At 69.2% G+C, this 17,773-nt stretch carries 18 protein-coding genes and 1 tRNA gene; 7 read left to right on the top strand and 12 right to left on the bottom strand.

Going from position 1 to position 17,773, the window contains the following annotated elements:
• Nucleotides 1–3 precede the first annotated feature (3 nt).
• The gene (locus A5694_RS01715) at nucleotides 4–1,215 is read right to left on the bottom strand and encodes a cytochrome P450 (protein ID WP_064920122.1); all 1,212 of its coding nucleotides are present in this window, start codon (nucleotides 1,213–1,215) and stop codon (nucleotides 4–6) included.
• 184 nt (nucleotides 1,216–1,399) lie between these two features.
• Here A5694_RS01715 and A5694_RS01720 point away from each other — a divergent pair, with 184 nt between their 5' ends.
• Entirely contained in the window at nucleotides 1,400–1,972 is a 573-nt protein-coding gene (locus A5694_RS01720) for a TetR/AcrR family transcriptional regulator (RefSeq protein WP_019735460.1), read from the top strand.
• A 34-nt stretch (nucleotides 1,973–2,006) separates the two neighbouring features.
• Here the strand turns inward: A5694_RS01720 and A5694_RS01725 are convergent.
• The 5 genes from A5694_RS01725 to A5694_RS01745 all read right to left on the bottom strand — a co-directional run bounded on the left by A5694_RS01725 (nucleotide 2,007) and on the right by A5694_RS01745 (nucleotide 6,259).
• A tRNA-Ala gene (locus A5694_RS01725) sits at nucleotides 2,007–2,079 on the bottom strand.
• Between the two features lie 50 nt (nucleotides 2,080–2,129).
• On the bottom strand, nucleotides 2,130–3,212 hold the full coding sequence (sepX, locus tag A5694_RS01730) for a divisome protein SepX/GlpR (protein WP_064920123.1): 1,083 nt from the start codon (nucleotides 3,210–3,212) through the stop codon (nucleotides 2,130–2,132).
• A 146-nt stretch (nucleotides 3,213–3,358) separates the two neighbouring features.
• The gene (locus tag A5694_RS01735) at nucleotides 3,359–4,021 is read right to left on the bottom strand and encodes a GNAT family N-acetyltransferase (protein ID WP_019735458.1); all 663 of its coding nucleotides are present in this window, start codon (nucleotides 4,019–4,021) and stop codon (nucleotides 3,359–3,361) included.
• A gap of 10 nt (nucleotides 4,022–4,031) precedes the next feature.
• Entirely contained in the window at nucleotides 4,032–5,300 is a 1,269-nt protein-coding gene (glp, locus tag A5694_RS01740; RefSeq protein ID WP_064920124.1) for a molybdotransferase-like divisome protein Glp, read from the bottom strand.
• Nucleotides 5,301–5,347: 47 nt separating this feature from the next.
• The gene (locus A5694_RS01745) at nucleotides 5,348–6,259 is read right to left on the bottom strand and encodes a UTP--glucose-1-phosphate uridylyltransferase (RefSeq protein WP_064920125.1); all 912 of its coding nucleotides are present in this window, start codon (nucleotides 6,257–6,259) and stop codon (nucleotides 5,348–5,350) included.
• Nucleotides 6,260–6,336: 77 nt separating this feature from the next.
• On the opposite strand from A5694_RS01745, the gene A5694_RS01750 reads away from it, so the two are divergent.
• The 3 genes from A5694_RS01750 (at nucleotide 6,337) to A5694_RS01760 (ending at nucleotide 8,066) form a co-directional block, all read left to right on the top strand.
• The gene (locus tag A5694_RS01750; RefSeq protein WP_082952463.1) at nucleotides 6,337–6,963 is read left to right on the top strand and encodes a 5-formyltetrahydrofolate cyclo-ligase; all 627 of its coding nucleotides are present in this window, start codon (nucleotides 6,337–6,339) and stop codon (nucleotides 6,961–6,963) included.
• A gap of 44 nt (nucleotides 6,964–7,007) precedes the next feature.
• Entirely contained in the window at nucleotides 7,008–7,355 is a 348-nt protein-coding gene (locus A5694_RS01755) for an FmdB family zinc ribbon protein (RefSeq protein ID WP_064920126.1), read from the top strand.
• 66 nt (nucleotides 7,356–7,421) lie between these two features.
• Nucleotides 7,422–8,066, top strand: coding sequence for an SAF domain-containing protein (locus tag A5694_RS01760; RefSeq protein ID WP_064920127.1), 645 nt, complete (start codon nucleotides 7,422–7,424; stop codon nucleotides 8,064–8,066).
• A 4-nt stretch (nucleotides 8,067–8,070) separates the two neighbouring features.
• On the opposite strand, the gene A5694_RS01765 is transcribed toward A5694_RS01760, so the two are convergent.
• The 6 genes from A5694_RS01765 to rpmF form a co-directional block, all read right to left on the bottom strand.
• Complete coding sequence (locus tag A5694_RS01765) at nucleotides 8,071–8,502, bottom strand: MscL family protein (protein WP_064920128.1); 432 nt, start codon at nucleotides 8,500–8,502, stop codon at nucleotides 8,071–8,073.
• A gap of 230 nt (nucleotides 8,503–8,732) precedes the next feature.
• Entirely contained in the window at nucleotides 8,733–9,227 is a 495-nt protein-coding gene (locus A5694_RS01770; protein ID WP_064920129.1) for a MogA/MoaB family molybdenum cofactor biosynthesis protein, read from the bottom strand.
• A gap of 48 nt (nucleotides 9,228–9,275) precedes the next feature.
• On the bottom strand, nucleotides 9,276–10,643 hold the full coding sequence (locus A5694_RS01775) for a S1C family serine protease (RefSeq protein ID WP_064920130.1): 1,368 nt from the start codon (nucleotides 10,641–10,643) through the stop codon (nucleotides 9,276–9,278).
• A gap of 45 nt (nucleotides 10,644–10,688) precedes the next feature.
• Complete coding sequence (locus tag A5694_RS01780) at nucleotides 10,689–12,143, bottom strand: HAMP domain-containing sensor histidine kinase (RefSeq protein WP_064920131.1); 1,455 nt, start codon at nucleotides 12,141–12,143, stop codon at nucleotides 10,689–10,691.
• A complete protein-coding gene (locus A5694_RS01785; RefSeq protein ID WP_064920132.1) occupies nucleotides 12,143–12,835 on the bottom strand; it encodes a response regulator transcription factor in 693 nt (230 codons plus the stop codon). The genes A5694_RS01780 and A5694_RS01785 overlap by 1 nt, the downstream gene beginning before the upstream one ends.
• A 63-nt stretch (nucleotides 12,836–12,898) precedes the next feature.
• Complete coding sequence (gene rpmF, locus A5694_RS01790; protein WP_064920133.1) at nucleotides 12,899–13,072, bottom strand: 50S ribosomal protein L32; 174 nt, start codon at nucleotides 13,070–13,072, stop codon at nucleotides 12,899–12,901.
• A 250-nt stretch (nucleotides 13,073–13,322) separates the two neighbouring features.
• Between rpmF and A5694_RS01795 the strand changes: the two genes are divergently transcribed.
• From A5694_RS01795 to A5694_RS01805, 3 genes are read left to right on the top strand one after another with little or no spacing between them, the layout of a single operon-like run.
• Nucleotides 13,323–15,038: an acyclic terpene utilization AtuA family protein gene (locus A5694_RS01795; protein ID WP_064920134.1), complete on the top strand. Its 1,716-nt coding sequence runs from the start codon at nucleotides 13,323–13,325 to the stop codon at nucleotides 15,036–15,038.
• Entirely contained in the window at nucleotides 15,035–16,183 is a 1,149-nt protein-coding gene (locus tag A5694_RS01800; protein ID WP_064920135.1) for an acyl-CoA dehydrogenase family protein, read from the top strand. Before A5694_RS01795 ends, A5694_RS01800 begins: the two co-directional genes overlap by 4 nt.
• Nucleotides 16,183–17,772 carry an acyl-CoA carboxylase subunit beta gene (locus A5694_RS01805; RefSeq protein WP_185746735.1) on the top strand — a complete coding sequence of 530 codons (1,590 nt, stop codon included), beginning with the start codon at nucleotides 16,183–16,185 and terminating at the stop codon, nucleotides 17,770–17,772. Before A5694_RS01800 ends, A5694_RS01805 begins: the two co-directional genes overlap by 1 nt.
• Nucleotide 17,773: the final 1 nt, after the last annotated feature.

The following is a 17,773-nucleotide window of genomic DNA, read 5'->3' on the forward strand; positions in this document are numbered from 1 at the left end:
CCGTCAGCGCAGGTCCAGCTCCAGTCGTTCGAGGCGGCGCACCAAGATGCTGGGCAACCACCGGCCGACCTCGGCCGCCTCGATCCAGGTGGTCTGTTCGAGCAGCGTTTGCAGGACGACCCGAGCCTCCAGGCGGGCCAGCGGGGTGCCGACGCAGAAGTGCGCCCCCTTGCCGAAGGCCACGTGCCCCTTCAACGCGCTGCGGTCGAGCCGGAACTCCTCGGGGGTGTCGAAGTGCTCGGGATCGCGATTGGCGGCGCCCCACACCAACAGCAGGCGCGAATCAGCGGGCAGCTCGACACCGGCCAGGGTGGTGTCTTTGACCACATGGCGGTAATGGCCGCGAAACGGCGACTCGAATCGCAGGGTCTCCTCGATGAACGCCCCCAGCAGTTCGGGATGGGCCCGCAGTTGCTCCTGCACGGCGGGGCGCTCAGCCAGAATCCAGGCGGCGCTGCCGAGCAACGAAGCGGTGGACTCACCGGCGGCGCTGAACAACGTGATCATGACGGCCAGCGCCGGAAGCTGTTCCAGCTCACCGGATTTAGTCCGCGCGGCAAGATCACCGATCAGGCCCGGTTGGGGGTTCTCGGTGGCCTTCTCGAAGTGCTCGAGCACATAGGCGGACAACTCCATGGCCGCCACGCCGGCGGCTGAGAGCTGATCCTCGCTGACGATTCCGTCGAGCAGCGTGGTGGTCGCATATCCCAGCCGGATCAGCTCGTCGACGTCGTCGTCGGGGAGCCCGAGCAGGCGAGCGACCACCATCATGGGCAGCCGGTTGGCCATCGCGCTCATCCACTCGATGCGCCCGTCACCGCTGGCCTCGGCCCACAGCCGCTTCGCGGTGGCCTCGGCGAACTCCTCGATCACGCGCACCCGCTTCGCGGAAAGATGCGGCAGCAGCAACTTCCGATGCTGCGCGTGCAACGGATCGTCGGCGGTGGCCAGCACTTGCATCGGCCCACCGAGCTGGCCCATCTCGAACGGTGTGACGGTCCCGTCGTCGTGGTAGACCATGGTCGCGGTCAGGTTCGACGAGAAGTCCTCGACGCGCTCGACGGCTTCCACCAGGGCGTCCCAGCCGCAGACCGCGTAGAACACCGAGTCGCCGATCCGATTCACTCCGCCGCGGCTGCGCATGGCCTCATAGAGCGGGTAGGGGTCCTGGATGGCGGTGCCGAAGAAGTCGTTGGGGTCCACCACTGCACGCATACCCTAAGGCTGAATGGCCCCGTGACCTGCGTCAACGCTGTGGGCCGAACTTGCAAACCCGTGCGGGTTCGGTGCGGATCGTCGTTCTCAGCCCGCCGCGCCGACCAGCACCGGCGCTGAGAATTCACTTGAAATTCTTCTCATTGTGAGAAAATCACGTCATGATTCCGCCGCGGGAAAGTGGGTGATCGCGGTGGCGAACGACTGGCTGATCGGCCGGGATCGGCGCAGCGCGGGTGCGGAACGGATCTACGCAGCGGCAGCCGATTTGATGTCGCGGCAGGGCTACGACGGCTTCTCCATCGACGCGCTGGCGGCCAGGGTTCACTGTTCGCCGGCGACGATCTACCGCCATGTCGGCGGCAAGGCCGCGATCCGGGACGCGGTGCTGAGCAGGCAGGCCGAACGCATCCTCGACTCGGTGCGCGACGCCATCACCGGGCTGACCGGCTCGGAGCGCATCGTTACCGCCACCACCGTCGCCTTGCAGCGCATGCGGGCCGATCCGCTGGCCAAGATCATGGGCTCCATGACCGGCCCGCCCGGTACCGGGTGGCTGACCGATTCGCCCGTCATCGCCCGCTTCGCCGGTGAAATGGTCGGCGCCGACAATCCCGACCCGCTGGCCGCGCAGTGGCTCATCCGCGTGTTCCTGGCGCTCTGGTACTGGCCGCTCAAGGACGGCGACGCGGAAAAGGCTGCGGTACGGCGATTCCTCGGCCCGCCCTACGATGCGGACCGGGCCTTGCAAGGTTGACGGCGCGGCGCCGTCGTGACCCGATCAAACTCTGTGGAGCTAAGGGGAATCGAACCCCTGACCTACTCGATGCGAACGAGTCGCGCTACCAACTGCGCCATAGCCCCTGACCGCTAGCAGGCTACCAGCCCCCGGCCGGTCTCCTGAAACCGAGACGCTATTGACCCGATGCCCGGGGCAGGTCGCCGCGCCAGTCGTACTCGCGGGCGGACGCGGTGTACTCCAGGTGCTCGAAGACGGGGTCCTCGTCGTCGATCTCCAGCACCGCTACGCCGGGCCGCCGCAGCCGCGACGGCACCACCTCGAACGCCTCCGGGTGGACGTTCTCGCGCTGCGCCCGTGGCCGCTCCGCTCGCCGTGCCCGCCGCGCGCGCACCTGCTGCTCGATGCGGGTCTGCCGGCGCAGGTAGGCCAGGTAGAGCACGGTCGCCCCGGCCGCACCGCCGCAGACCCACCACGCGCTCGGCACCACGGTGAACGCCATCAGCGCCGAGAACACCAGGACCACCGCCAGCGACATCAGCACCCGCTTGCGGAACTCGTACTTGCGGGCGCTGACAGCGGCGGCCGTCTTGGTGTCGTAACGGCGCGGCCGCGCCGCCGCAGGCGTCGGGGTGTCGGCCTCGGCCTCCAAACCCGAACTGTCCTCGACGTATTCGTACTCGTAGCCCTCGGTCTCGGCGACATCTTCCGGCTCGGCCTCGCCTTGGGCTTCGGCTTCCGCTTCGGCCTCGGCTTGCGCCCGAGCCTCGGCTTCGGCTTGAGCTTGAGCCTCGGCCTCGGCTTGCGCCCGAGCTTCGGCCTGAGCGCGTGCCTGGGCTTCGGCCTCGGCAGCCAGACCCGCTTCCGACAACGGCAACACGTCGGGGTCCTCGGCGACGACTTCGACGTCCAGGACGTCGAGGTAGTCGAGTTCGCCCTGCTCGCCGACGGTGGCGGCGAACACCCGCGATCCGCTGCCGGCCGGTTCGGCGGGCGCGTCGTCGTCGGAGTCCTCGATGTCGTCGAGTTCGGCGTCGGCAGCGCTGCGCTGCCAGTCGGGGTCGCTGCGGTGACCGGCGGCCGGGCCGGCGCGCTTGAGCAGACGGGCGCTGGCGCCGCTGGTCAGCACACGGGTCGCCAATGCCACGTCACTGGTGCGCCGCACCGCGTCTCGTTTGCTGACCAGCATCGGCACCAGTACGAACAGCCAGAGGACGACCAGTGAGATCCAGAGCAACGATTGCGGGATGCTGGGCATGGTGGCCTGCTCCTTTCCCAGCCAAGGCTAGGTCTCCTGACCCACACGGCCCCGGTTGGCGCGCCGAGCCAATTACACAGTTGTAATTTACTCGCTGACCTCGATAGTCACAACTATCACACGGGCAACACGAGGGCTTAATTCGTTCAGGTCCACGCGGCCCGACCCGACCGGACCAGGGTCGCGGTCACCGACCCGGTCACCTCCTCGACCGTCATCGCCACCAGGATGTGGTCCCGCCACGCTCCGTCGACGTCGAGGTAGCGCTGCAGCAGACCCTCCTGCCGAAAGCCGACCTTGGCCAAGACCGCCCGGCTGGCCCCGTTCTCCGGCCGGACGGTGGCCTCCACCCGATGCAGCCCCACCGGCCCGAAGCAGTGGTCGAGGCCGAGCGCCACCGCTGCGGTCGCCACGCCCCCGCCGGCCACCGAACTGGACACCCAGTAGCCGATCCAGGCCGACCGGAGCGCACCGTGGGCGATGTTGCCGACCGTCAGCTGACCGCAGAACCGGCCGTCGAGCTCGATCACGAACGGCAACATCCGGCCGTAACGGGCCTCGGTGCGCAGGCTCGAACACACCGGCGGCCACGCGGCCGAACTGTGCCGGGTGGTCCAGTCCGCCTCGACGCTGGGCTCCCACGGCTCCAGGTGGGCCCGGTCGGCCAACCGGATCCGGCTCCAGGCCACGCCGTCGCGCATCCGCACCGGGCGCAACCGCAGCACCCCCGCCGGAACCCGCAACGGCCCGAGCACCGTCGGCCAGCCGGGGTGCTGGACGGCCTTGAAGGGCCACAGATTGACCAGCATCTACCCGGACTCAGCCCCGTTGCGCCAGAAAGGCGACGTCCACCAGCTCGCCGGTGGCGATCTGCTCGACCTCCTCGGGAACCACCACCAGGCAGTTCGCCTCGGCCAGGGTCGCCAGCAGGTGCGACGAGGTGCCACCGGACGCCCCGAGCACCTGCACCAGGTACTCGTCGGTCTCCTGGTCGCGCATCAGCTGGCCCCGCAGATAGCCTTTGCGCCCGGGCATCGAACTGATCGGCCCCAGGGCGCGGGCCCGCACCATCCGGCGCATCGGCTCGCGCTTGCCCAGCGACAGCCGGATCAGCGGACGGATCATCACCTCGAACACCACCAGCGCACTGACCGGGTTGGTCGGCAACAGGAACGTCGGAACCCCTTCCGGCCCCAGCTGCCCGAAGCCCTGGACCGAACCGGGGTGCATCGCGATCCGGGCGACCTCCATCTCGCCGAGGTCCGACAGCGCCGCCCGCACCTCCTCGGCCGCCGCACCGCCCACCCCTCCGGCGATCACCACGATCTCGGCGCGGTTGAGCTGTCCCTCGACCACTTCGCGCAGTTTCTTGGGTTCGCTGCTGACGATGCCGACGCGGTTCACCTCGGCCCCCGCGTCCCGGCCGGCGGCGGCCAGCGCGTAGGAGTCCACGTCGTAGACCTGACCGTTACCGGGTGTGCGGGTGACGTCGACCAGCTCTCCTCCCACCGCCATCACCGACAGCCGGGGACGCGGGTGGACCAGTACCCGGTCGCGGCCGACGGCGGCCAGCAGCCCGACCTGGGCGGCGCCGACGACCGTGCCGGCGCGTACCGCGACGTCGCCGGGCTGCACGTCGTCGCCGACGCGGCGCACGTAGTCGCCCGGGCGCACGCCGCGCAGCACTCGGACCCGGGAATTGCCACCGTCGGTCCAGCGCAACGGCAGCACCGCATCGGCCAAAGTGGGCATCGGAGCGCCGGTCTGGATCCGGGTGGCCAGTTTGGGCTGCAGTCGGGTGGGTGTGCGCGCCCCGGCTTCGATGGTGCCCAGCACCGGAAGGGTGACCGCGGCGGCATCGCGATCGGCCGCCTCGGAGCTGTCACCGATGGCATCGGCACCGAAGACGTCGACGCTACGTACCGCGTACCCGTCGATGGCCGCCTGATCGAAGGCGGGCATCGGCCGCTCGGCGATGACCTCTTCGGCACACATCAAGCCCTGCGCCTCGGCGATCGCCACCCGGACCGGGCGCGGAGCCACCGCGGCAGCCGAAACCCGGGCCTGCTGCTCCTCAACCGAACGCACGATGCGCCTTTCTCAAAGCCTGGGTCCGATTCCGGGCCGGCGTCTGCTCAGGTCTCCGCCAAACCCAGCCGCGCCACCAGCCACCGGCGCAGATCCGGACCGTAGTCATCACGATCCAAGGCAAAGTCAACCGCAGCTTTGAGGTAGCCGCCCGGATTTCCCAGGTCGTGTCGCGATCCGCGGTGTACGACCACGTGAACCGGATGGCCCTCGGCGATCAGCAGCGCGATGGCGTCGGTGAGCTGCACCTCCCCGCCGGCCCCGCGGTCGATACGCCGCAGCGCATCGAACACCGCCCGATCCAGCACGTAGCGGCCGGCAGCGGCATACATCGACGGGGCGTCGGCGGCCTTGGGCTTCTCGACCATTCCCTTGACCCGCAACACATCCGGGTTGTCACCGTCGGGGACGGGCTCGACGTCGAAAACGCCGTAGGCGCTGACCTCGTCGGGACTGACCTCGATCGCGCACAACACGGTGCCGCCGCGGCGCGCCCGCACCGCCGACATCGTCTCCAATACTCCGGTCGGCAGCACCAGGTCGTCGGGGAGCAGCACGGCGACGGCATCTTCGTCGGTGGACAAGGTGGGTTCCACGCAGCTGATGGCATGGCCCAGCCCGAGCGGCTCGGCTTGCACCACCGACTCCACCTTGATCAACTGCGGGGCCCGCCGCACTTTCGCCAGCATGGCCTTCTTGCCGCGCGCCTCCAGCGTGCCTTCCAGCACCAGATCCTCGACGAAATGCGCGACGACGCCGTCCTTGCCCTCGGAGGTGACGATCACCAGCCGCTCGGCTCCGGCCTCGGCCGCCTCGGCGGCAACCAGCTCGATTCCCGGGGTGTCGACGACCGGAAGCAACTCCTTGGGCACCGTCTTGGTCGCCGGCAGAAAGCGGGTACCCAAACCCGCCGCGGGCACAATGGCGGTGCGCGGAATCGGAACCTTCGGCGTGGGCATTGCTCACACGATAACCGCAATCGACTCCGCCTCCTCCCCCTGGCGGCGGGCGAGCCGGTGCTGACAGGCTGACAGGCGTGACCGACAACGGGGTGGCGGCCGCTAAGTCTGCGCTGCGCGCACGCATGCTCGCAGCCCGCCGCGCGGTACCGCCTCAAGTGCATGATGCCGAAGCCCGCGCGCTGGCCGGCCACCTGCAGCGGCTGGCGGATGGTGCCCGCATGGTCTGCGCGTACCTGCCGGTGGGCGATGAGCCCGGTTCGGCCGCCATGCTCGACGGGCTGACGCAGCGTGGAATCCGGGTGCTGCTGCCGGTGGTGCGCACCGAAGACGACGGCACACCGCTGGCGCTGATGTGGGGCGACTACCGAACCGGGAGCCTGGTGCCCGCCCGGTTCGGGCTGCTCGAACCGGCGCCGCCGTGGCTTCCGGCGGAGGCGCTGGCCGAAGCGGATCTGGTCGTGGTCCCGGCGCTGGCGCTGGACCGCCGGGGCGCGCGGCTGGGCCGCGGTGCCGGTTTCTACGACCGCTCCCTGCTGCTGCGCCGCCCGCAGATCCCGCTGGTGGCCGTCGTACGTGACGAGGAGCTGCTCGACAATCTGCCCGCCGAACCGCATGACGTGCCGATGACCCACGCCCTGATGCCGGGGAAAGGCCTGGTGGTGCTGGAATGCCGACAGCCAGATAGCGGTTCTAGCACTTAGCACGGTAGAGTGCTAACCCGATTGTTCGATCCACGGAGGTTCGCGTGCCCACCTACAGCTACGCCTGCACCGAGTGCAGCAACCGCTTCGACGTGGTCCAGGCCTTTACCGACGACGCGTTGACCACTTGCGAGGAGTGCAACGGTCGCCTCCGCAAGATCTTCGGCAAGGTCGGTGTCGTGTTCAAGGGCAGCGGTTTCTACCGCACCGACAGCCGGGATGCGGGGAAGACGTCCTCGAACGGCAGCAGCTCGGCCAAGGCCACGTCAACGGATTCCGGCAGCGGCGGTTCCGGCGATGGTGGCACCAAGGCCTCCAGCGACGGCGGCGCGAAGTCCGCCGACAAGCCCAAGGCCGACGCCGCATCCACCCCGGCTGCCGCCTCGGCGTAACGGGTTATCCACAAGCCGGCGCCCGGGTCGACGATCCCGGGCGGGCCGGCCACCTACCGTGTCGCCATGGGCGAGTCGCTCAACCCGACGTTGATCTCCCGTGTCTCGCAGGCGCTACGCCCGGACTGGGCCCGCACGGTGCGCGCACGACGGGCGGCCGCCGGCGCCCTGGTCGTGTTGGCCGGCGTCGCGGCGATCCGCTCCGACCCGCAGGGTGACCGGGTCGACGTGGTGGTAGCCAGTCGCGACCTGGCCCCCGGCACGGCGTTGACCGCCGCTGACGTCGCGCTGGAAAACCACTCGGCGCGAACGGTTCCCGACGGTGCCGCGACCGATCTGTCGTCGGTGTTGGCCGCCACGCTGGCCGGTCCGGCACGCCGCGGCGAGGTCCTCACCGATGTCCGTCTTCTGGGCAGCCGGCTCACCGACGCGGTCGCCGGGCCGGACGCCCGCATCGTGGGAGTTCACCCAGCCGACGCCGCGCTGGTCGACCTGGTTCGCCCCGGCGACGTCGTCGACGTCGTGACCGCCGACGACGGGGCCGACCCCCCGGGCGCGCCGAAGGTGGTGGCGTCCGGCGGGATTGTGGTGCTGGTGTCGGACAAACAGAACCACGACGATCGGGTGGTGCTGGTGGCGTTGCCGGCCACCGCCGCGGTGGCGGTGGCCGGTGCCGCACTGGGTCAAGCGGTGACGCTCACCCTGCGCTGAATCGTCAAGCCGCAGCGGCCGGCTGCGGGCTGGCGCAGAATTTGCACTTGGTCGCTTCGGCGGCGATTTCGGACATGCACTCCGGGCAGGTCTTGGTGGGCGGCGCGTCGCCGAACACCGTCTTGCCGCGCCGCTTCTGAATGTGCTTGTAGGGCAAGACGATGAAGAAGTAGATGGTCGCCATGAACACGATGAAGTAGATGATCGCCGAGATGAATGCCCCGAGGTCGACGAAGGTCGCCTCGTTGCCCTCCGCCCCGAGTTGGTAGCCCAGCCCCAGCCCGGAGGTGTCCGGCTGCGCGGCTGCCACCAGCGGGTTGATCACGCTGTCGGTAAAAGCTTTGACCAGGTTGGAAAACGCCAGCGCCACCACCAGACCGATGGCGACGGTGATGACGTCGTCGCGCATCAGAAAATTCTTGAATCCTTTGAACACCCGTGCACCCCTTCCGCCCGGAATCCCTGCGGGCAGCCCTGCACCGCCCAAGCGAACCGTAATGGCCACCGGCGCGTGGGCGCGGGTGATTGCGCGAAGTCGAATCTCAACCGTGATGTGGCGGGACGTTGTCCCGCAGCCACCGCTCGCGCTCCTCGATCTCGCGAGCGTCATCCGGATCGCGCTCGTCGGAGGAGGACTGGTGCTCGCCGAGTCCGGGCATGGCGCGCCTAGATCTCCAGACTGGACAGCTGGCCGATGATTGCGGCCGCCAGGGGGTTCAGCGTCGCCATCCCGTCGCGCACCGCGGCCCGGGAACCGGCCAGATTGACGACCAAGGTGCTGCCCGAAACCCCGGCCAGACCGCGCGACAACCCGGCGTCGGGAATCCCGGCCGCCAGGCCGGATGCACGCAGCGCCTCGGAGATGCCGAGGATCTCGCGGTCCAGGATGTCGCGGGTGGCCTCCGGGGCGACGTCGCGCGGGGTGACCCCGGTGCCGCCGACCGACACCACCAGGTCGACTCCGCCGATCACCGCGGTGTTGAGCGCGTTGCGGATCTCGACCTCGTCGGCGGCGACGGCGACCCCGCCGTCGACCATGAACCCGCCCTCGGCCAGCAGTTCGGTGACCAACGGACCACTGTGGTCCTCATCGCCGTGCGCGGTGCGGTCATCGACGACGACGACGAGCGCCCGGCCGGCGAGTTCTGGGGTCTGTTCCATGCCTGCAACCGTATATCGCGTAAAACCCGGGCGGCCCCACCAGTCCCGTCACTGCTGGGCTTTACCCAGGGTGACCTGCGCGGTCTTGGTCGCTCCGCCCGCATCGAGGTAGGTCAGCGTCACCTGGTCCCCGGGCGCCTTGGACCGCACGGCGGCCACCAGCGCGTCGGCACTGCCGATCGGACGCTTGTCGAACGCCGTCACGGTCGCCCCCTCGGGCAGGCCGGCTTTCGACGCCGCCTCCCCCGGCACCACCTCGACCACCTTCGCGCCGTGCAGACTGCGCTCGCTGGTGACCCGCACCCCCAGCGAGGCGTGGGTCGCGGTGTGATCGGGCGAGTTGATGAGTTCGTCGGCGATCCGCTTGGCCTGATCCACCGGAATCGCGAAGCCCAGGCCGATAGAGCCGCTCTGGGCTTCCGTGGAGTCGCCGCCCATCGTCGCGATCGCCGAGTTGATTCCCACCAGGTCGCCGTTCATGTTGACCAGCGCCCCGCCCGAGTTGCCCGGGTTGATCGCGGCATCGGTCTGGATCGCGTCGAGCACGGTGTTCTGGTTGCCCGCCTCACCGCTGGTGGAGACGGGCCGGTTGAGGGCGCTGACGATCCCGGTCGTCACCGTGCCCTCCAGGCCCAGCGGCGACCCGACCGCCACCACGTGCTGCCCCACCCGCAGGTCCGCCGAGGAGCCGAGCGTGATCGGGGTCAGATCCGAGACACCCTGTACCCGCACCACGGCGATGTCACTGGCCGGGTCGGTGCCCACCACGGTGAACGGTGCGGTGCGTCCGTCGGCGAACGTCACCGTGGTCTTCGGCGGCGCCTTGGAGGTCGCATCCGCCTTGGCCGCGGCGGCGACCACGTGGTTGTTGGTCAGGATCATCCCGTCGGCGGACAGGATGATGCCGGATCCCTCCTCGGATTGGCGCCCCAGATCGGTCTCGAGCATGACCACGCTGGGCACCACCTTCGCGGCGACTTTCTCGACCGACCCGTCCGGCAGAGTGACCGCGGCGGGCACACCCGGTGCCTGAAGACTGGTGCGGCCACCGCTGGCGAGCGCTTTGTGGTCGGAGTGCAGCGCCGAACCCACCACACCGCCGGTCACACCCGACAGGGCAGCGATCGCGGCCGCACCGAGCAGCAGCGCGCCCGTGCGTGAGCGCCTCGGGGGCCCGCCCGCACCCGCAAGCGGCGGCCGGCCGTAGGAGCCGTCATAAGCGGAGCGGTAGGACGGCTGCTGCCCCTGGTGGGCCGGCGCTTGGGCATAGCGCCAGTCGTACGCCTGCGAGTACGGGTTCTGCGCCCCCGGGCCCGGATAGCCGTTGGGTCCACGCTGCTCCCCCGCAGACGCACCCGCCGGATTGGGCCGTTCCGGCTGCTGACGCGGCGGGGGGTACCCCGGGTGGTTCATCATGTTGCTGCCTGCTCCTCGAGACGTGAAGTTGCCTCACCACCATGCCTAGGTGGACTGAGAACCGCCTGTGACGGCCGTGGCCGGTATCTCGCCGGCGGAGGTCGGCCCGCCGGGCAGCACCATCCGGATCGACGTCCCGGGCGGTTGACCTCCGACCACGGTGTCTTCGATGGTGATGGCACCGCCGTGCTTGAGCACCACCTGTTTGACGATGGCCAGCCCCAGGCCGGACCCGGGCATCGCGCGGGCCTGGTCGGACCGGAAGAAGCGTTCGAACACCAATTCCCGCTCGTTCTCCGGGATTCCCGGCCCCTGGTCGGACACCACCATCTCGACGTGCGTCGGGTCGATCTGGCGCATCCGCAGGCCGACGACCCCGCCCGACGGGCTCCACTTGGCCGCGTTGTCGAGCAGGTTCAGCACCGCCCGCGACAGGCCCGCGGCGTCGCCGTAGACGTGCCAGGGCACCACCTGGATGTCGAACTCGATGTCGTTGCGCCGCCGACGGACCCGCTCCATGCTGCGGTCGACGACCTCGTTGAGGTCGACCTGTTCGAACGTGACCTCGCGTTGGTCGTCGCGAGTGAGGTCCACCAAATCGCCGACCAGCGTGGACAATTCCTCGATCTGACCGATTGCGTCCGCACGCAGTTCGGCCATCTCCTCCTCGGGCAACTGCGGGGCGCCCGGCTCCGCCGAGGCCATCAGCAGCTCGACGTTGGTCCGCAGCGACGTCAGCGGGGTCTTCAGCTCGTGACCGGCGTCGGCGACCAGCCGTGCCTGGCGTTCCCGCGATTCGGCCAGTGCCCGCAGCATGGCGTTGAACGCCTCGGTGAGCCGGGCCAATTCGTCGCTGCCGTAGACCGGAATCGGTCGCAGGTCATCGGTGCGGGCCACCCGTTCGGCCGCCTCGGTCAATCGGCCCACCGGCCGCAGACCGGTCCGGGTAACCATCCCGCCGGCCACCGCGGCCACCACGACACCGACACCGCCGACGACGAGCAGCACCCAGCGCAGCTTCATCGTCACCGCGCGGGTGGGCGCCAGGCTCTTGGAGATCAACAGCGTGCTGCCGTTGGGCAGGTGCACGGCCAGCACCCGCTGACCGGCCGCGGTGCGCCGCGACAAGAACAGTTCGCCGCGGATGACGGCCTTCTCCTGCGGTCCGACCGGCAGCCGCTGCCCGGGCTGGTTGGCGGTGTAGATCGACCGGCCGGGATTGACCAGCATGGCGTTGACGTCGGAGTAGGCGGTGCCCTCGATCGCCTTGCGGGGATCGGCGGCCAGCGAACCGCTGGCGATCAGCATCTCGGTGCGGCTCTGCAGCTGATTGTCGATGTCGTTGTACAGCGCCGCCGAGATCACCGCGTAGACGGCGACGGCCATCAACACCACCACCAGCGCCACCATCGACATCGCCAGCAGCATCACCCGCCAGCGCAGCGACAGGGACGTGTTCTGCGCCGAAGCGCCGTCCTGCCGCCGGTGGAAAAACTGCATCAGGGCGGGGTCTCGCGAAGCACGTAACCCACCCCGCGCACGGTGTAGATCAGCCGCGGCTCCCCTTCGGCTTCAGTCTTGCGACGCAGATATCCGATGTAGACCTCCAGCGCATTGCCCGAGGTGGGGAAGTCGAAGCCCCACACCTCCTCGAGGATGCGGCTGCGGGTGAGCACCCGGCGCGGGTTGGCGATCAGCATCTCCAGCAGCGCGAACTCGGTGCGGGTCAGGCTGATCTGCCGGTCACCGCGGGTCACCTCGCGGGTCACCGGGTCCAGCGTCAGATCCTCGAAGGACATCGCCACCGACTCGGACAGGTCCTCGGCGGTGGTGCGGCGCAACAGGGCACGCATCCGCGCCAGCAGTTCCTCCAAGGCGAACGGCTTGGGCAGGTAGTCGTCGGCGCCGGCGTCCAGGCCAGCCACCCGCTCGGAGACCGAGTCACGGGCGGTCAGAACCAGAATCGGCAGGTCGTCACCGGTGCTGCGCAGTTGACGGCAGACTTCCAGGCCGTCCAGCCGGGGCATCATGACGTCCAGGATCATCGCGTCCGGCCGGTCGCTGGAAATCGCCTCGAGCGCCTCGACGCCGTCGGTGGCCAACGAGACGGAGTAACCGTTGAACGACAGTGACCTGCGTAACGACTCGCGCACCGCGCGGTCATCATCAACAACCAGTACCCGGGTAGCCATGCGTGCTATCCAATCATCGATAGGCGATCTGGAGGGGCAGGCACCGGTCGTGTCGGAGCCCTTTTAGCGGCGGTCGAGATCAATGAGGCCCAGGCGGGCGGCCTTGAGCAGTCGACGCGGCACCTTGTAGGCGCGGCCGGCGACCGACACGTTGACCAGGCCGGTAGCCTCAGCCTTCCACTGCGCGCGGCGGGAACGGGTGTTCGCGCGCGACATTCTGCGCTTCGGCACGGCCATGGTCGAGCCTCTCCTCGATAGTGCGGGTTGCCGCCAGAACCAACGGCGGGACTTCTGCAAAAGGATAACCGGTTACCTGGGCCGACTCCAAAATGACACTGGCCCGCGGTTCAGCGAGGCTCGACGAAGCACAGCCGAAGCTGGAACCCCCGCCCGGGGGGCGGGCGAGCTTCACCGGCGGCTGTCCGCCTTGACGCGACACCAGCGGTACCGGATAACCTACCGGTTGGTTGAGGGATGGGATTTGGGGATGACAGCAGCGGTTCGGATCGGCAACTGCTCGGGCTTCTACGGCGACCGCCACGCCGCGATGCACGAGATGCTCACCGGCGGTGAGCTGCACTATCTCACCGGCGACTACCTGGCCGAGCTGACCATGCTGATCCTGGGCCGTGACCGGATGAAAAACCCCGAGCGCGGTTACGCCAAGACGTTCCTGACCCAGCTCGAGCAGTGCCTCGGACTCGCCCATGACAAGGGGGTTCGCATCGTCGCCAACGCCGGCGGGCTCAATCCGGCCGGTCTGGCCGACGCGGTGCGCGAGCTCGCCGACCGCCTCGGGGTGCCGACCCGGGTGGCCCACGTCGAGGGCGACGACCTGCTGCCCCGGGCCGCCGAGCTGGACTTGGGTTCTCCGCTGACCGCCAACGCCTACCTCGGCGCCTGGGGCATTGCCGAGTGCCTGGCCGGGGGCGCGGACATCGTGATCACCGGGCGGGTCACCGATGCCTCGGTGATCGTCGGTCCGGCCGCCGCCCACTTCGGCTGGGCTCGCACCGACTACGACCGGCTCGCCGGGGCAGTGGTGGCCGGCCACGTCATCGAGTGCGGCATCCAGGCCAGCGGCGGCAACTACGCCTTCTTCACCGAGATTCCCACCGAGAAGTTGCTGCACCCCGGGTTCCCGCTCGCCGAGATCCACGCCGACGGGTCGTCGGTGATCACCAAACATCCTGGCACCGGCGGGCTGGTCAGCGTCGACACCGTCACCGCGCAGCTGCTCTACGAGGTCACCGGTGCCCGCTACGCCAATCCCGACGTCACCGCGCGCATGGACAGCATTGAACTGGCCGCCGACGGGCCGGACCGGGTGCGGATCTCCGGCGTGACCGGCGAGCCACCGCCGCCCACCTACAAAGTGTCGCTGAACAGCATCGGGGGGTTCCGCAACTCCACGACGTTCGTGTTGACCGGCCTGGACGTCGAGGCCAAGGCCGAGCTGGTGCGCACCCAGCTGGAGGCGGCGATGACGGTCCGGCCAGCCGAGCTGGAGTGGACGCTGTCGCGCACCGATCACCCCGACGCCGACACCGAAGAAACCGCCAGCGCCCTGCTGCACTGCGTGGTGCGCGATCCGGACCCCGCCAACGTGGGCCGCAAGTTCTCCGCGGCCGGCATCGAGCTCGCGCTGGCCAGCTACCCCGGGTTCTGCGTCACCGCCCCGCCCGGCGACGGCCAGGTCTACGGGGTGTTCACCCCCGGCTACGTCGACGCCGCGAAGGTGCCGCACATCGCGGTGCACGCCGACGGCACCCGGGTGGACATCTCGCCCGCGGCCGAGACCCTCGCACTTGAGCCGGCCGCCGAGCCGAAGGTGCCGGAGCCGTTGCCGCCCGGCCCGACCCGGCGCGCCCCGTTGGGCCTGATCGCCGGCGCCCGCAGCGGCGACAAGGGCGGCTCGGCCAACGTCGGGGTCTGGGTGCGCACCGATGAACAGTGGCGCTGGCTGGCCCACACCCTGACCGTGGCCAAGCTGCGCGAACTGCTGCCCGAGACCGCCGACCTGCCGGTCACCCGCCATCTGCTGCCGAAGCTGCGCGCGGTGAACTTCGTCGTCGAGGGCATCCTCGGTCAAGGGGTCGCCTACCAAGCCCGGTTCGACCCGCAGGCCAAAGGGTTGGGCGAATGGCTACGCAGCCGTCACCTCGAGATTCCGGAGCGACTGCTACCAGAAGGGACACCGTGAGTATCTGGACCACCCCCGAACGCGAGGCGCTGCGCAAGACCGTGCGTGGTTTCGTCGAGCGCGAGATTCTGCCGCACGTCGACGAGTGGGAACGCACCGGCGAGCTGCCGCGCGAGCTGCACCGCAAGGCCGCCGAGGTCGGCTTGTTGGGTGCGGGCTTCGCCGAGGAAGTCGGCGGCAGTGGCGGCGACGCCGCCGACGCGGTGATCGTCTGCGAGGAGATGCATCAGGCCGGAGCCCCGGGCGGGGTGTTCGCCTCCCTGTTCACCTGCGGTATCGCGGTGCCGCACATGATCGCCTCCGGTGACACAAGGCTGATCGAGGAGTTCGTCGCTCCCACCCTGGCCGGGGAGAAGGTCGGCTCGCTGGCCATCACCGAGCCGGGTGGCGGCTCGGATGTCGGGCACCTGCGCACCACGGCGCGCCGGGACGGCGACCACTACGTGGTGAACGGTGCCAAGACCTTCATCACCTCCGCGGTCCGCGCCGACTATGTCGTCACGGCGGTGCGCACCGGCGGGCCCGGCGCGGCCGGGGTGTCGCTGCTGGTGGTCGAGAAGGGCACGCCCGGCTTCGAGGTGAGTCGCAAGCTGGACAAGATGGGCTGGCGGTCCTCGGACACCGCGGAACTGTCCTACGTCGACGCCCGGGTGCCGGCGGCGAACCTGGTCGGCGTCGAGAACACCGGCTTCGCCCAGATCGCCGCGGCGTTCGTCTCCGAACGGGTCGGCCTGGCCGCGCAGGCCTATGCCAGTGCGCAGCGCTGCCTGGAGCTGACCCTGGCCTGGTGCCGGGACCGGGAGACCTTCGGCCGTCCGCTGATCTCCCGCCAGGCCGTGCAGAACACCCTCGCCGAGATGGCCCGCCGCATCGACGTGGCCCGGGTCTACACCCACCACGTCGTCGAACGGCAGCTGGCCGGGGAGGTCAACCTCATCGCCGAGGTGTGCTTCGCCAAGAACACCGCGGTGGAGGCCGGCGAGTGGGTGGCCAACCAGGCGGTGCAGCTCTTCGGCGGCATGGGATATATGTCCGAATCCGAGGTGGAGCGCCAGTACCGCGACATGCGGATCATCGGGATCGGCGGCGGAACCACCGAAATCCTCACCTCGCTGGCCGCCAAAACGCTTGGATACCAATCATGATTCTCAAATCCACGCTCGACCCGGCGTCTCCCGCCTACGCCGAAGCCGCCGCGGCGCTGACCGAGAAACTCAGCGAGCTCGACGCCGAGCTGGCCAAGGCCCTGGCCGGCGGCGGCACCAAGTACGTCGAGCGGCACCACGCCCGCGGCAAGCTCACCGCACGCGAGCGCATCGAGTTGCTCATCGACCCCGACTCGCCGTTCCTGGAACTGTGCCCATTGGCGGCGTGGGGCAGCGATTTTCAGGTCGGGGCCAGCCTGGTCACCGGGATCGGTGCCGTCGAAGGCGTGGAGTGCATGATCGTCGCCAACGACCCGACGGTCAAGGGCGGCACCTCCAATCCGTGGACGCTACGAAAGATCCTGCGGGCCAATCAGATCGCTCATCAGAACCGGCTACCGGTGATCTCGCTGGTCGAGTCCGGCGGCGCGGACCTGCCCACCCAGAAGGAAGTCTTCATTCCCGGCGGTCAGATGTTCCGCGACCTGACCCGGCTCTCGGCCGCGGGTATCCCGACCATCGCGCTGGTCTTCGGCAACTCCACCGCGGGCGGAGCCTACGTGCCCGGCATGTCCGATCACGTGGTGATGATCAAGGAGCGCTCGAAGGTGTTCCTGGCCGGGCCGCCGCTGGTCAAAATGGCCACCGGTGAGGAGTCCGATGACGAGTCGCTTGGCGGCGCAGAAATGCATTCGCGCACTTCGGGTCTGGGCGACTACCTCGCCAACGACGAGCTCGACGCGCTGCGGATCGGCCGGCGGATCGTAGCCCGGCTGAACTGGGTCAAGCAGGGCCCGAAACCACTTCCGGTAGTAGAGCCGAAATTCGACGCCGAAGAACTGATCGGCATCGTGCCGGCCGACCTACGCATCCCGTTCGACCCGCGCGAGGTGATCGCCCGCATCGTCGATGGTTCGGAGTTCGACGAGTTCAAGGCGCTCTACGGTTCGTCGTTGATCACCGGCTGGGCCCGGCTGCACGGCTACCCGGTAGGGATCCTGGCCAACGCGCGCGGCGTGCTGTTCAGTGAGGAATCCCAGAAGGCCACCCAGTTCATCCAACTGGCCAACCGGTCCAACACCCCGTTGCTGTTCCTGCACAACACCACCGGGTACATGGTCGGCAAGGCCTACGAAGAGGGCGGCATGATCAAGCACGGCTCGATGATGATCAACGCCGTATCCAACTCGACAGTGCCGCACATCTCGCTGCTGATCGGCGCCTCCTACGGCGCCGGGCACTACGGCATGTGCGGGCGGGCCTACGACCCGCGCTTCCTGTTCGCCTGGCCCAGCGCCAAAGCGGCGGTGATGGGCGGCACACAGCTGGCCGGCGTCATCTCGATCGTGAGCCGCGCCGCCGCCGAGGCCCGCGGGCAGCAGGTGGACGAGGCCGCGGACGCGGCGCTGCGTGCGGCGATCGAAGCCCAGATCGAAGCCGAGTCGCTGCCGATGTTCCTCTCCGGCAGGCTCTACGACGACGGCGTCATCGACCCCCGCGACACCCGCACCGTGTTGGGAATGTGCCTGTCCGCCATCGCCAATGGCCCGGTCGAGGGGACGTCGAACTTCGGCGTCTTCCGGATGTGAG

Source organism: Mycolicibacter sinensis (assembly GCF_001667945.1).
In the GTDB taxonomy this organism is placed as follows: Bacteria; Actinomycetota; Actinomycetes; order Mycobacteriales; family Mycobacteriaceae; genus Mycobacterium; species Mycobacterium sinense_B.

Bases quoted from the DNA above. Each gene is read 5' to 3' on its own strand.
- A5694_RS01715 (WP_064920122.1), bottom strand. From the start codon at position 1,215: ATGCGTGCAGTGGTGGACCCCAACGACTTCTTCGGCACCGCCATCCAG.
- sepX (WP_064920123.1), bottom strand. From the start codon at position 3,212: ATGCCCAGCATCCCGCAATCGTTGCTCTGGATCTCACTGGTCGTCCTC.
- A5694_RS01735 (WP_019735458.1), bottom strand. From the start codon at position 4,021: ATGCTGGTCAATCTGTGGCCCTTCAAGGCCGTCCAGCACCCCGGCTGG.
- A5694_RS01745 (WP_064920125.1), bottom strand. From the start codon at position 6,259: ATGCCCACGCCGAAGGTTCCGATTCCGCGCACCGCCATTGTGCCCGCG.
- A5694_RS01760 (WP_064920127.1), top strand. From the start codon at position 7,422: ATGGGCGAGTCGCTCAACCCGACGTTGATCTCCCGTGTCTCGCAGGCG.
- A5694_RS01770 (WP_064920129.1), bottom strand. From the start codon at position 9,227: ATGGAACAGACCCCAGAACTCGCCGGCCGGGCGCTCGTCGTCGTCGTC.
- A5694_RS01775 (WP_064920130.1), bottom strand. From the start codon at position 10,643: ATGATGAACCACCCGGGGTACCCCCCGCCGCGTCAGCAGCCGGAACGG.
- A5694_RS01780 (WP_064920131.1), bottom strand. From the start codon at position 12,143: ATGCAGTTTTTCCACCGGCGGCAGGACGGCGCTTCGGCGCAGAACACG.
- A5694_RS01785 (WP_064920132.1), bottom strand. From the start codon at position 12,835: ATGGCTACCCGGGTACTGGTTGTTGATGATGACCGCGCGGTGCGCGAG.
- rpmF (WP_064920133.1), bottom strand. From the start codon at position 13,072: ATGGCCGTGCCGAAGCGCAGAATGTCGCGCGCGAACACCCGTTCCCGC.
- A5694_RS01795 (WP_064920134.1), top strand. From the start codon at position 13,323: ATGACAGCAGCGGTTCGGATCGGCAACTGCTCGGGCTTCTACGGCGAC.